Below are 14,128 nucleotides of genomic sequence, written 5' to 3' on the forward strand. Positions count from 1 at the left end.
AGTGGGAGCAGTTTAGAGGAACAAGCCGGGACCCGGGCGACTTCCTTCGGGGAATCTGACGCCCACTTTGCCTATCTTGTTCCCGTCCATGACCGCGACGGTCCACAGGGTGTTATTCCATTCCACCTGGTCGCCGACCACCGGCGCGCCACCGACTTTCTGAGCGATGAAGCGCCCCAGGGACATGTCCGGATCGATGCCGTCCAGTTGCAACCCGTACAACGCCGCAACCGCGGCCAGCTGGGCGTCTCCTTCGAGTACGAAGTCGCCGAAGAAACGCAGATCCAGGCCCCGCTGCGGCGCTTGGCTGAACAGTTTTCCAAGGGCTGGCAAGTCGTGTTCATGGCCGATAACACACAGCAAATCACCGACTTCCAGCACCGTACTGCCCGACGGATGGAGCAGTTGCTGGCCCCGAAACAGTGCCGCGATGCGGGTGCCATCGGGCATTTTCAGGTCCCGCAGGGGCGAGCCGATGCACCATTTTTCCGCGCCCAGGCGATAGATGAATAGCTCCCACTCGCTGGTGACATGGACTTCCAGCGCCGCCCGGGAAATCGGCAGGGGCTCCGGCGGGACGGTCACGTGCAGCAGCTTGGCGACCCACGGCAGGCTGGTGCCCTGCACCAGCAGCGAGACCAGCACGATAAAGAACGCCAGGTTGAAATAGAGCTGGGCGTGAGGCAGGCCAGCCATCAACGGGAACACCGCGAGGATGATCGGCACCGCGCCGCGCAGGCCGACCCAGGAGATAAAAGCTTTTTCGCGACCGTGGAATGCCTTGAATGGCAACAGGCCCACCATGACCGACAGGGGCCGTGCAAACAGAATCATCCACAGCGCCAGACCCAGGGCGGGCAGGGCGATGGGCAGCAGGTCATGAGGCGTGACCAGCAGCCCTAGCACCAGGAACATGCCGATCTGTGCCAGCCAGGCCATGCCATCGAGCATGTGCAGGATGCCGTGGCGGCTGCGCACCGGACGGTTGCCGATCACCAGGCCGCACAGGTATACCGCGAGGAAGCCGCTGCCGTGCAGGGCGTTGGTCAAGGCGAATACCGCCAGGCCGCCGCTGATGACCAGGATCGGGTACAGGCCGTTGGCCAGGTTGATGCGATTGACCAGTTGCAACATCAGCCAGCCACCGCCCAGGCCGATCACCGCGCCGATGCCGAACTCGCGCACCAGATGCCCCAGCAGGCTCCAGTGCAAGCCGGTTTCGCCACTGGCGAGCATGCCGATCAGGGTGACAGTGAGGAACACCGCCATGGGGTCGTTGCTGCCGGACTCGATCTCGAGGGTGGCGCTGACCCGTTCGTTCAGGCCCTTGCCGCCCAGCAGCGAGAACACCGCCGCGGCATCGGTCGAGCCGACGATGGCGCCGATCAGCAGGCCCTGGATCAGGTTCAGGTTGAACAGCCACGCCGCCGCCAGGCCGGTCAGCCCGGTGGTGATCAGCACACCGACCGTGGCCAGCGACAACGCTGGCCACAGTGCGACGCGAAAGCTCGAGACTCGCGTGCGCAAGCCGCCGTCCAGCAGGATGACGGCCAAGGCGAGGTTGCCGACCAGATAAGCCGTGGCGTAGTTATCGAAAAGAATACCGGCGCCGTCGACACCGGCCACCATGCCCACGGCCAGGATGATCACCAGGATCGGGATGCCCAGGCGGGACGAAAGGGAACTGACCAGGATGCTCGCACCTACCAGCAACGCGCCGATCAAGAACAGGCTGTTGATGGTCGTAGCAGTCAATGGCAGTACTCCGGGAAAGCTAAGGGCGGGCGCAGACTGACCATGCAGTCTGCGTGCCAGCGATTCTAACCTGTTGAAATGTGATGCTGTCAAAAAAGGTTGGGAGGGAGGGGAGCTGATCATACCGTGGCGAGGGAGCTTGCTCCCGCTCGGCTGCGAAGCAGTCGTCGCTTTTGAGGTCCTGGGGCCGCTTCGCAGCCCAGCGGGAGCAAGATCCCTCGCCACAAAAGCTGGAGGGTTGATCGCTCACGGTCTGTGGACGATCAACCGTTAGTGGGTTACAGGCTGAACCGCCCAACCATGTTGTTCAAGTCCACGGCCAGGCGCGACAGTTCCGCACTGGCGGCGCTGGTCTGGTTGGCGCCGGTGGCCGATTGCACCGACAGGTCGCGGATGTTCACCAGGTTGCGGTCCACTTCACGGGCCACTTGGGCCTGCTCTTCGGCGGCGCTGGCAATCACCAGGTTGCGTTCGTTGATCTCGACGATGGCGGTGTTGATAGTGTCCAGGGACATGCCGGCGCCGCGGGCGATGTTCAGCGTCGACTCGGCGCGCTCGGTGCTGTTGCGCATCGAATCCACGGCGTGTTCGGTGCCGCTCTGGATGCTGCCGATCATGCGTTCGATCTCGCTGGTCGACTGCTGGGTGCGATGGGCCAGGGCGCGGACTTCGTCGGCCACCACGGCAAAACCACGACCGGCCTCACCGGCACGGGCGGCTTCGATGGCGGCGTTCAGGGCAAGCAGGTTGGTCTGGTCGGCCAGGCCGCGGATCACGTCCAGCACCTTGCCGATGTCACGGGACTCATTGGCCAGGTTGCCGATCAACGCCGCGGTGCCCTGCACATCGGCGCTCATGCGTTCGATGGCGCTGACGGTTTCCTGCACCAGGTCGCGACCGTCGCCTGCGGAGGTGGTGGCGTTTTTCGATGCTTCGGAGGTGCTCACTGCATTGCGCGCGACTTCCTCCACGGCGCTGGTCATTTCATTGACTGCGGTGGCGGCCTGTTCGATTTCGTTGTTCTGCTGGGTCAGGCCACGGGCGCTTTCATCGGTGACACTGTTGAGTTCTTCGGCGGCGGAGGCCAGTTGTGTGGCCGAGCCGGAGATCCGCTGCAAGGTGTCGCGCAGTTTTTCCTGCATGGTCGACATTGCCCGCAGCAGGCGACCGGCTTCGTCGCTGCCATCGACGACAATCGGTCGAGTCAGGTTGCCCTTGGCGATTTCTTCGGCAGCGTCCAGGGCGTTGGCGATCGGTTTGGTGATGCTGTTGGTCAGCAGCCAGGCGAACAGCAGGGTCAGGCCGGTGGCGATGAGCAGCAGGGTGACAACCAAATTGAAGGCTCTTGAATATTGTTGCTCTGCGCCCCGATTAAAAGCGTCGGCTTGTTGGTTATTGATTTCCAGCAGGCGGCCGAGTACCGCGTTGATGGCTTCGGAGTTGCTCAACAGCTCGGTGTTGAGCAAAGCCCGCAGATCTTCGATCTGATTGTTGCGCGACAGGGTTTTCATCCGATCTTCAAGCTGACGGTATTGTCCCAGCAGTTGCACGTATTGATCGTAGGCAGCCCGTTCTTCCGGGGCGCTGATCAGCTTTTCATAGGTAGCCTGGGCCGCGCGGATCTGCTGGTTGCGCTGCTCGAACAGATCGTAGGTTTTCTGCTGGATGTCCGGTTCGCGGTTGGTCAGCAAGCGATAGGACAGCACCCGCAGGCGCAGGGTGAGCTGGGTGAACTCATCCAGGGCCTTGATGCTGGGCACGCTGTTGCGGGCGATGCTTTCGCCAGATGCGCGGATGGTGCTCATCTGGGTCAGGGCAAATACCCCAAGGGCCAGCATCAGGGCGCCGATCAGGGCAAACCCCAGGAATGCCCGGGGCGCGATGTTCATATTACGTAGGGACATGGAAAGTACCGGAAATAGACGCGTCCGTGCGGGGCTGTGACTGCTGTTCCCTGACTTATCGGTCATACGACTAAAGTCTTGAGTGACATGCGTGTTTTTGTCACGGAGCAAAGGTGGCGGTGCGACGAAGGGTCGGAACCAGATTCCCCATTCGCAGTCTCTAAAGCTCGCTGGAAAGCCCTGCCACCCCGTAAAGCGTGGCATTGGCAGTGACTTTTCTTTATCGTACGCGCCCCTTGAAAAAGCCTGGAAATCAACATGTTGGAAACATCCCTCAGCCAACTGGAGCAACTGGTCAATGACCTGGTGCAACAGAACCGTCACCTCACCGGCCTGAACGAAACCCTGAACACCGAGCTTGCCAAGGCCAAGGATGAAAACGAAAGCCTGCAACTGAGCCTGATGGAACAGGAAGAACTGCACGGCACCACCGCGGCCCGCATCCAGGCCCTGATCGAGCGCGCCAGCGCCGGTCCTGTCAGCGCATGAAGCACGGCGCCGATGGGGTGACAGTCATCTCGATCCTGGGAGAAGACTATTCAATCAAAGCGCCAGCCGGGCAGGAACAGGCCCTGTTGGACGCCGCTTCGATGCTCAAGGCTGCACTGGCCGATACGAAAAGGAAATACCCGACGCTGATCGGTGATCGCCTGCTGGTGCTGGCGGCCATGAACCTGTGTTCGCAGCAGATGGAAATGCAGAAGCAACATCAAGCGGAACTCGACCGTTACCAAGAGCAAGTCAGCGCCACGGTCGATGTGATTGCCAAGACGATCCAGCAGGCCTGAATCGGTTAGCGAATGTTGACTGTGGGGCTTGTGTGGGAGCGAGCTTGCTCGCGATGGCGTCAGCCCAGCTACCTGTGTGTTGGCTGAAACACTGCTATGGCGAGCAAGCTCGCTCCCACAATGGATCGGTGGGGAACGCAGATGTCGCGTCCACTTGGAACCCCTTGTGGAAGCGAGCCTGCTCGCGATTGGATGTCTGCCGCACCAAGCTGGCTCAGAACCACTCATCCCGCATCCCCAGGCACGTATCATCCCGCGCTTCGAGAATCGCCAGCTCATGATGACAACCCGGCACTTCCCAGGTCAGGAAGTAGCGCGCCGCTTGCAGCTTGCCTTTATAGAAGTCGCTGTCCGCGGTATTCCCCTTGGCCAGGCCCTCCTCGGCACGGATCGCCTGTTCCAGCCAGCGCCAGCCAATCACCATATGGCCAAACACTTTGAGGTACAGGGCCGAGTTGGCCAGGCTGCTGTTCACCTTGCCCTGGGCCAGGTCCGTCAGCAGTCCGAGGGTGACGGTTTGCAGGCGTGCCACGAGGGCTTCCAGTGGTTGGCGCAACGGCGTTAACGATGGGTGCGCCTGGGCGCGTTCGGTGGTGTCGGCCACCAGGCGGACCAGTTGCTTGAGCCCGGCACCGCCGTTCTGCGCCAGTTTTCGCCCCAGCAGGTCCAGGGACTGGATGCCGTGGGTGCCTTCATGGATGGGGTTCAGGCGATTGTCGCGGTAATACTGCTCCACTGGGTATTCGCGGGTGTAGCCGTGGCCCCCCAGAATCTGGATCGCCAGCTCGTTGGCCTTCAGGCAGAACTCAGAGGGCCAGGATTTGACGATCGGGGTCAGCAGGTCCAGCAGCTCATGGGCGCGTCTGCGCTCGGCTTCGCTTTCCAGGGTGGTGGTGTCGTCGAACAAGCGCGCCGCGTACAGGCCCAGGTCAAACGAACCTTCAACGTAGGCCTTCTGGGTCAGCAGCATGCGGCGCACGTCGGCGTGCTGGATGATCGCCACCGGGGCGGTGGTCGGGTCCTTGCTGTCGGGCACCCGGCCCTGTGGGCGTTCGCGAGCGTATTCCAGGGAATACAAGTAGCCGGCGTAACCCAGCATTACAGCGCCCATGCCGACGCCGATCCGCGCCTCGTTCATCATCTGGAACATGTAGCTCAGGCCGTGGTGCGGTTTACCTACGAGGTAACCGACACACGCGCCGTTGTCGCCGAAGTTCAGCGCGGTGGAGGTGGTGCCGCGCCAGCCCATCTTGTGGAACAGCCCGGCCAACAGCACGTCGTTACGCTGGCCGAGGCTGCCGTCATCGTTGACCAGGAACTTGGGCACGATAAACAGCGAAATGCCTTTCACACCCGGCGGCGCGTCCGGTAATTTCGCCAGGACCATGTGCACGATGTTTTCCGACAACGGATGATCGCCGCCGGAAATGAAGATCTTGTTGCCCTTGAGTCGATAGGTGCCATCGGATGCCGGCTCTGCACGCGTACGAATATCCGCCAGCGAAGAGCCTGCATGGGGTTCGGTCAGGGCCATGGTGCCGAAGAAACGACCGTCGATCATCGGTTGCAGGAAGCGTCTTTTCTGTTCTTCGCTGCCGAAGCTTTCGATCAGGTTCGCCGCGCCCATGGTCAGGAACGGATAAGACGTGGACGCGGCGTTGGCCGACTGGAAGTGCGCGAAGCAGGCCTGGGACAGCAACGTCGGCAGTTGCATGCCGCCTGCCTCGAAACTGCGTGCGGCGTTGAGAAAGCCCGCCTCGAGGAAGGCATCCACCGCCGGTTTCACCTCGGGAATCAGAATCGCCTCGCCGTTCTCGTAGCGCGGTTCGTTTTCGTCATTCTTGCGATTGTGGGGGGCAAAAAATTTCTCGGCGATGTTTCGCGCCGTCGCGAGGGCCGCGTCGAAGGTTTCGCGATTGTGTTCGGCGAACCGCTCGCGCTGGGTCAGGCCCTCGGCATCGAGGACTTCATACAGCTCGAAAGCCAGATTGCGGGAACTGAGCAGCGTCTCGGACATGGCGGCTTACCTTTTTTTGGGATGGGCCGAGTCTAGGCGTGCTGATAAAGGCTGAACAGGATGATTGATGGGGGTGATAGAGCAGCACAAGCTGCGAGCGGCAAGCTACAAGCGGCAAGCAAAAGCATCTGCTTTTACTTGCCGCTTGTAGCTTGCCGCTCGCAGCTGCTTTCAGCCGATAGTCATCAAGCTGGCGTTACCACCCGCGGCCGCGGTGTTGACGCTCAAGGCCCGCTCGATCACCAGACGCTCCAGCGCCACGCTGGTCTCGCCCTGGGACAGGCCATGGACCCCGACGATGGCACCGGCACGCTTGGCCACTTGCTGGCAAACGCTGCGCAGTTGATCCGAATCGCCGTGGTGCAGGACTGCGTCGAACAGCACCTCGTCCTTGGTCCAGTCGGCCACCCGCTGGATGCGCGCCTGAATCTCCTTCGGCAAGCGGGCGAACAAGGCCTTGCTGGTGTCGGTTTCCGGCCATACGGCCGAGCCGCCCACGGCCAGTACGGCCGCCAGTTGTGTCAGCAGGTCGCCTTCCACGTCGGCCAGGCACAACACGTGCTCGCGGGGCAGGATGGCGTAGCTGTTGCGCTCGCCGGTCGGGCCGGTCAGAGTCCGGGTAATACCGCTTTGCGATTGAGCCGCGAACTGCACGCACAGGGCGCTCAGCTCGGCGAGCTTCTGGCTGTCGGCCCAGGCTTGCAGGGCGGTCAGCGGTTTGCTCATGGCGTCGCGCAAACGCAGGTCCGGCGCGGTGAGGGCATCACCACGGGCGAAGGATTGCTGGATCGCATCGGTAGGACGTGTCGACAACAGGCGGTACAGGTACAGCGGACCACCGGCCTTGGGACCGGTGCCCGACAGGCCTTCGCCGCCAAACGGCTGCACGCCGACCACCGCGCCGACAATGTTGCGGTTCACGTAGACGTTACCGGCATGGACATTGTCGATGACCTTGGCGATGGTCTCGTCGATGCGCGTGTGCACGCCCAGGGTCAGGCCATAGCCGGAGGCGTTGATCTGGTTGATCAACTGGTCCAGCTCCTTGCGCTTGTAGCGCACCACGTGCAGCACCGGACCGAAGATCTCGCGTTGCAGCTCGTCGAAGCTTTCCAGCTCGATCAGGGTTGGCATCACGAAGGTGCCGCGCTTGCACTCGTCACTGTCGGCGATTGCCATCTGGTACACGGTGCGACCTTTATCGCGCATGGCCTGGATGTGTTTCTCGATGCCAGCCTTGGCTTCGGCGTCGATCACCGGGCCGATGTCCACCGACAGGCGCTCGGGGTTGCCGAGGCGCGATTCGGCCATGGCGCCCTTGAGCATTTCGATGACGCGGTCGGCGGAATCTTCCTGCAAGCACAGGACCCGCAGGGCCGAACAACGCTGGCCGGCACTGTCGAAGGCCGACGACACCACGTCGATGACCACTTGTTCGGTGAGCGCCGAGGAGTCGACGATCATGGCGTTCTGGCCGCCGGTTTCGGCGATCAGCGGGATCGGACGGCCCTGGTTGTCCAGGCGCCCGGCGATGTTGCGTTGCAGCAGGCGAGCGACCTCGGTGGAGCCGGTGAACATCACGCCCTTGACCCGCTCGTCACCCACCAGGCGGGCACCGACGGTTTCGCCGCGCCCCGGCAGCAATTGCAGCACGCCTTCCGGAATGCCGGCTTCGAGCATCAGGCGCACCGCCTGGGCAGCCACCAATGGCGTCTGCTCGGCGGGCTTGGCCAATACCGGGTTACCGGCGGCCAGGGCGGCGGCGACCTGGCCGCTGAAAATCGCCAGCGGGAAGTTCCACGGGCTGATGCAGACCACCGGACCCAGTGGGCGGTGGGCATCGTTGGTGAAATCGTTGCGCGCCTGCACCGCGTAGTAGCGCAGGAAATCCACGGCTTCACGCACTTCGGCGATGGCGTTGGCGAAGGTCTTGCCGGCTTCGCGGGCCAGCAGGCCCATCAGCGGCTGGATCTCGCCTTCCATCAGGTCGGCGGCACGTTCGAGGATCGCGGCGCGCTCGGCTGGCGGCGTGGCTTGCCAGATCGGTGCGGCGTTGAGGGCGCACTGGATGGCGTTGTCGACATCGGCGACCGTGGCTTCCTGCACATGGCCCACCACGTCGCGGTGATCGGACGGGTTCAGTACCGGGGCCGGGGTTTCTTCGCTGGCGGCGCAGCCGAGCATCGGCACGGCTTTCCAATCGTTATGGGCAGTGGCAAGCAGGGCGCAGGACAGCGACGCCAAACGATGTTCGTTGGCCAGGTCGATGCCGCTGGAGTTGGCGCGGTCGCTGCCATACAGGTCGCGCGGCAGTGGGATGCGCGGGTGCGGCAGGCCGAAACCGCCTTCCAGCGTCGCCATCTGCTCGATGCTGGCCACTGGATCGGCCACCAGTTCCTGAATCGAGATGGACTGGTCGGCGATACGGTTGACGAACGAAGTGTTCGCGCCGTTTTCCAGCAGGCGACGTACCAGGTACGCCAGCAGTGTTTCGTGAGTGCCGACCGGAGCGTACACGCGGCACGGACGGTTCAGCTTGCCTTCGGAAACCTTGCCTACAACCTGTTCGTACAGGGGTTCACCCATGCCATGCAGGCACTGGAATTCGTACTGGCCCGGGTAATAGTTCTGGCCGGCGATGTGGTAGATGGCTGCCAGGGTATGGGCGTTGTGCGTGGCGAACTGCGGGTAGATGACTTCCGGCACCGACAGCAGTTTGCGGGCGCAGGCGATGTAGGACACGTCGGTGTACACCTTGCGGGTATAGACCGGATAGCCTTCCAGGCCTTCGACCTGGGCGCGCTTGATTTCGCTGTCCCAGTACGCGCCTTTTACCAGGCGAATCATCAGGCGATGACGGCTGCGACGAGCCAGGTCGATCACATAGTCGATCACGTACGGGCAACGCTTCTGGTAGGCCTGGATCACGAAGCCGATGCCGTTCCAGCCGGTCAATTGCGGCTCGAAGCACAGGCGCTCGAGCAGATCCAGCGACAGCTCGAGGCGGTCGGCCTCTTCGGCGTCGATGTTCAGGCCGATGTCGTATTGCTTGGCCAGCAGGGTCAGCGACAGCAGGCGTGGGTACAGCTCGTCCATGACGCGCTCGTACTGGGCGCGGCTGTAACGTGGGTGCAGGGCGGACAGCTTGATGGAAATGCCTGGGCCTTCATAAATCCCACGACCGTGGGACGCTTTGCCGATCGAGTGGATGGCTTGTTCGTACGAGGCCAGGTACTTCTGCGCATCGTGTTCGGTGAGTGCGGCTTCACCCAGCATGTCGTAGGAATAGCGGAAGCCTTTGGTTTCGAACTTGCTGGCGTTGGCCAGGGCCTCGGCGATGGTTTCGCCGGTGACGAACTGCTCGCCCATCAGGCGCATGGCCATGTCGACGCCCTTGCGGATCATCGGCTCGCCGCTCTTGCCGATGATGCGGCTCAGGGAAGAGGTCAGGCCTGCTTCATTATGGGTAGCGACCAGCTTGCCAGTCAGCAGCAGGCCCCACGTGGCGGCGTTGACGAACAGCGACGGGCTGTTGCCCAAGTGTGGCTGCCAGTTGCCGGTGCTGATCTTGTCGCGGATCAGCGCGTCGCGGGTGCCTTTGTCCGGGATGCGCAGCAGCGCCTCGGCCAGGCACATCAGTGCTACGCCTTCCTGGGACGACAGGGAAAATTCCTGCAGCAAACCCTGAACGATACCGGCACGGCCACCGGCACTTTTCTGGTTGCGCAGTTTTTCAGCAATCGAAGCCGCCAGTTTGTTGGTGGCTTCGGCCATTTGTGCCGGCAGGCGGGCCTGTTCGATCAGCATCGGCACCACTTCCGGCTCTGGGCGACGGTAAGCGGCCGTGATGGAGGCGCGCAGGACCGATTGCGGCAGGATGCTCTCGGCAAATTCGAGGAAGCATTGGTGAGCATGGTCGACTTGCACATCGCCAGCATCGTCGCTGTCGGTGCGAGGTGAACCGTTCAGCTCGGTCAGGGTTGCACCACCCTCGAGTTTTTCCAGGTAATTGAAAATTGCCTGCTTGATCAGCCAGTGCGGCGTGCGATCAATCGAGGTTGCGGCCGCCTTGAGGCGTTCGCGGGTCGGGTCATCGAGTTTGACCCCAAGGGTGGTGGTAGCCATATTTTTATCCTCATGTTTACCACGTATCGCGTGGCATCAGCTGGCGGCAAGATTAGCTGCGGGATGATTGAGGTGCAACCGGGTGCAACCCTTTTTTTCTCGAAATGACAGGCAGCTCATCCGGAAGCAAATATCGTCCGGCTGATCCTGCACCGGCTTAGTGCTTTAGCTTCTAGCTGAGTGCTGGGAACTGCACTAAAAGGGAGCAAAAAACTCGAATCTTGCGATAAAACCGATCAGGTGCAACTTATTCGAGCGAAACTGGTTGCACCTTATTTGATTTGTTGAATAGCATTCGCGGCCAAGGTGCAACCGGTTCAAAGCCGAGGGGCATCGGCTGATGGCTTTCCTGGGGAAACATCAGTCATAAATTCGCGGGACTGCAAATCGTCGCTACAACATCTGTGTTGTCGATGCTTTCAACTGCCACCGCTACATAAAAACAAAGCCAGGGCGTAACTCATGAGTGTTAGTAATCCCACCTTGATCACTTTCGTGATCTATATCGCAGCCATGGTCCTGATCGGTCTGATGGCTTACCGCTCCACCAACAACCTTTCCGATTACATCCTGGGCGGTCGTAGCCTGGGCAGCGTGGTGACGGCGCTGTCTGCAGGTGCTTCCGACATGAGCGGCTGGTTGTTGATGGGTTTGCCCGGTGCAATCTACATGTCCGGCCTGTCGGAAAGTTGGATCGCCATCGGCCTGATCGCCGGTGCCTACCTGAACTGGTTATTCGTGGCCGGTCGCCTGCGGGTTCAGACCGAGCACAACGGTGACGCACTGACGCTGCCGGACTACTTCTCCAGCCGTTTCGAAGACAAGAGCGGCGTGCTGCGGATCATCTCTGCGGTGGTGATCCTGGTGTTCTTCACCATCTACTGCGCTTCCGGCATCGTGGCCGGTGCCCGTCTGTTCGAAAGTACCTTCGGCATGTCTTACGAGACGGCGCTGTGGGCCGGTGCTGCAGCAACCATTGCCTACACCTTCGTCGGTGGTTTCCTGGCCGTGAGCTGGACCGACACCGTACAAGCCACCCTGATGATCTTTGCGCTGATCCTCACGCCGATCATCGTGCTGCTGGCTACCGGTGGTGTGGACACCACGTTCCTGGCCATCGAAGCAAAAGATCCTACGTCGTTCGACATGCTGAAAAACACCACCTTCATCGGCATCATCTCGCTGATGGGCTGGGGCCTGGGCTACTTCGGCCAGCCGCACATCCTGGCGCGCTTCATGGCGGCGGATTCGGTCAAGTCGATCGCCAATGCCCGTCGCATTTCCATGACCTGGATGATCCTGTGCCTGGGCGGCACCGTGGCTGTGGGCTTCTTCGGTATCGCTTACTTCTCGGCGCACCCTGACGTGGCCGGTCCCGTGACCGAGAACCCAGAGCGGGTGTTCATCGAGCTGGCGAAGATCCTGTTCAACCCATGGGTTGCCGGTGTGTTGCTGTCGGCCATCCTGGCGGCGGTGATGAGCACCCTGAGTTGCCAGTTGCTGGTGTGCTCTAGTGCCCTGACCGAAGACTTCTACAAGACCTTCCTGCGCAAGGGCGCTTCCCAGCTGGAACTGGTCTGGGTCGGCCGCGCCATGGTGCTGCTGGTGGCCCTGGTCGCCATTGCCCTGGCCGCTAACCCGGAAAACCGCGTACTGGGTCTGGTGAGCTACGCCTGGGCTGGTTTCGGTGCTGCCTTCGGCCCGGTTGTCCTGATCTCGGTAATCTGGAAGAACATGACCCGCAATGGCGCGCTCGCCGGCATTCTGGTGGGTGCGATCACCGTGATCGTCTGGAAGCATTTCGCGTTGCTGGGCCTGTACGAAATCATCCCGGGCTTCATCTTCGCCAGCCTGGCTATCTACTTCGTCAGCAAGATGGGCGCGCCTACCGCCGGTATGCTGCAGCGCTTCGACGCGGCGGAAAAAGATTTTCGCCTGAACCAGTAAGGCCTTCGGCGAGGCCTTGATGGCTCGCAGGACGACTTGCATGAAAACGGCCCGTCTCCAATGGAGGCGGGCCTTTTTTACGGGTGTCAGGTGGGATGGGACTGGCAAAACGTGTGGCTCTCCGAGCGAATCCAGCCCCTCAATGACAGGACTGTTCGACATCGGCGTACGTGGTGCCGATCTTCAGGCCGGAAATATAGTTCTTCACATCCTCCATGACGCCTGGCTGATGCTTATTGTAAACGCCCCATTTAGGCTCGTTCGCACCTATGTTCGCGCCGTCCCAGGTTCTTCCGGAAAAGCGTTTCTGGCCGTTGCTGAAGGTCTGTGCCTGACCCTCGAACCATAACTGCGTCCAACCGCTGCTTGATTGATTGGAAGTATGGATGGCCAAGACCAGGCAGTACCACTTCAGCGGTTCAATGGGTTGGGTCCAGATCACACCGGATGTCTCGCCTGGCATGCCGTAGTAGAAAAGCCTCAAGTTGCCGTCCTTGGCACTCATCAGGAACGGATAGTTTTGTTGATGCCCCGCTTCATAGGACTTCCACTGGAATGGATGATGATTGCTCTGGGTGTCATTCAACTTGAATGACCAGCCAATAAAATAGGTTCTGTCCTTTTCGAATCGATAGGGTGTGTGATTGGCGCCAGTCCTGATATTGCGTGCTTCGCAGCGGGGCTCGCCGGCGCCTTTATGGAATAACCAGGATTTGCCTCGGTCATCATCGTCTACCACGGTGATGCTGGACGGGGCTGGGCATTCACTCACGGCATTCGCGAATATTTTTTCTTTACCGATAGGATTGGCGGCGTCTCCATTCCAAATCAAGTGGGCCTCCGCGGGGGGGCAAAGATGAAAGGCAGTGATCAGGCTCGCAGCGGCGAGCAGGGGAAATTTCATCAGTGAGTTTCCTGAAGTTCTTGATGTTGTTGACGTGAAACTTTCGACACTTATGGGAAGCGTGATGTGGGCCCGCGATGCTCACGGCGCTCACGCCATGTCGGGATCCGCCTGGTTGAGGAAGATCAGCACGCCCAGGATCGCCATGTAGAATCTGAACGCGGCATCCTGGCCATTCCAGATTTCTGACTGCCACATCAGAAACCATTCGCCGCCAACGACCATGAAGCCGAAAAACCAGACGAAAAAACCCACCGTCAAGCCGGCGATGGCCCACCCCTTGGCACGTGCGAACACCGCGCCCTCGGCCTTGCGCGCCTGCCACAGCAGCAGCGCGCCGTAGCCCAGCAGCCCTGCCGTGATGGCTTCACCGAGGATGATCAGCCAATAGGCACCGTGCCACACCCAGGGTTGGTCGATCGCACGATACCGGGCGGCATTGTCGGGGAAGGTGGTGTCCATACTCAGCACGTGATGGACGAAATTGAAATTGGAGCTGTAGTCCGTAATGTTGTTGAACACGGTCAGGAAGGCGAATGCGGCGAGCGCCAGGATCATTGCAATCTTTGCGTAGCGAATGGTCATGGGTTGCGTCCTTTGCTTTTTGTAATCGGGTAAAAAACGGTATCACGCGAACTTGCAGTCAGAGTCCTGTTGCGTTGTAAGAAGTTGCTGATTCATTCGTGCG

9 protein-coding genes and 1 pseudogene are annotated in these 14,128 nt (G+C 61.0%); 3 read left to right on the plus strand and 7 right to left on the minus strand.

The features are described from left to right. Positions 1-12: 12 nt before the first annotated feature. The 3 genes and pseudogenes from BLU76_RS08545 to BLU76_RS32250 all read right to left on the minus strand — a co-directional run. Positions 13-1,755 (minus strand): potassium/proton antiporter, encoded by a 1,743-nt coding sequence (locus tag BLU76_RS08545; RefSeq protein ID WP_063323246.1) that lies wholly within the window; start codon positions 1,753-1,755, stop codon positions 13-15. Between the two features lie 278 nt (positions 1,756-2,033). Then, positions 2,034-2,906, minus strand: coding sequence for a methyl-accepting chemotaxis protein (locus tag BLU76_RS32245; protein ID WP_371915037.1), 873 nt, complete (start codon positions 2,904-2,906; stop codon positions 2,034-2,036). A 30-nt stretch (positions 2,907-2,936) separates the two neighbouring features. Further along, positions 2,937-3,863: pseudogene (locus BLU76_RS32250) on the minus strand (MCP four helix bundle domain-containing protein); the annotation flags it as partial. Positions 3,864-3,917: 54 nt separating this feature from the next. Here BLU76_RS32250 and BLU76_RS08555 point away from each other — a divergent pair. Both BLU76_RS08555 and BLU76_RS08560 read left to right on the plus strand, forming a co-directional pair. Beyond that, the gene (locus tag BLU76_RS08555) at positions 3,918-4,148 is read left to right on the plus strand and encodes a hypothetical protein (RefSeq protein ID WP_063323244.1); all 231 of its coding nucleotides are present in this window, start codon (positions 3,918-3,920) and stop codon (positions 4,146-4,148) included. After that, positions 4,145-4,447, plus strand: a complete 303-nt coding sequence (locus BLU76_RS08560; protein ID WP_003197073.1) for a cell division protein ZapA — start codon at positions 4,145-4,147, stop codon at positions 4,445-4,447. The genes BLU76_RS08555 and BLU76_RS08560 overlap by 4 nt, the downstream gene beginning before the upstream one ends. Positions 4,448-4,661: 214 nt before the next feature. Here the strand turns inward: BLU76_RS08560 and BLU76_RS08565 are convergent, their stop codons facing one another. Further along, the gene (locus BLU76_RS08565) at positions 4,662-6,464 is read right to left on the minus strand and encodes an acyl-CoA dehydrogenase (RefSeq protein ID WP_092146712.1); all 1,803 of its coding nucleotides are present in this window, start codon (positions 6,462-6,464) and stop codon (positions 4,662-4,664) included. Positions 6,465-6,635: 171 nt separating this feature from the next. Beyond that, entirely contained in the window at positions 6,636-10,589 is a 3,954-nt protein-coding gene (gene putA / locus BLU76_RS08570) for a trifunctional transcriptional regulator/proline dehydrogenase/L-glutamate gamma-semialdehyde dehydrogenase (protein ID WP_092146710.1), read from the minus strand. A gap of 462 nt (positions 10,590-11,051) precedes the next feature. On the opposite strand from putA, the gene putP reads away from it, so the two are divergent. Further along, positions 11,052-12,536 carry a sodium/proline symporter PutP gene (gene putP / locus BLU76_RS08575; RefSeq protein ID WP_063323241.1) on the plus strand — a complete coding sequence of 495 codons (1,485 nt, stop codon included), beginning with the start codon at positions 11,052-11,054 and terminating at the stop codon, positions 12,534-12,536. Positions 12,537-12,675: 139 nt separating this feature from the next. Here the strand turns inward: putP and BLU76_RS08580 are convergent, their stop codons facing one another. Together BLU76_RS08580 and BLU76_RS08585 are read right to left on the minus strand one after the other, a co-directional pair. Continuing rightward, complete coding sequence (locus BLU76_RS08580; RefSeq protein ID WP_063323240.1) at positions 12,676-13,440, minus strand: heparin lyase I family protein; 765 nt, start codon at positions 13,438-13,440, stop codon at positions 12,676-12,678. Between the two features lie 90 nt (positions 13,441-13,530). Next, complete coding sequence (locus BLU76_RS08585) at positions 13,531-14,025, minus strand: DUF2165 family protein (protein ID WP_063323239.1); 495 nt, start codon at positions 14,023-14,025, stop codon at positions 13,531-13,533. Positions 14,026-14,128 lie beyond the last annotated feature (103 nt).

Origin of the sequence: Pseudomonas sp. NFACC08-1 (assembly GCF_900106735.1) — a bacterium.
GTDB lineage: Bacteria > Pseudomonadota > Gammaproteobacteria > Pseudomonadales > Pseudomonadaceae > Aquipseudomonas > Aquipseudomonas fluorescens_Q.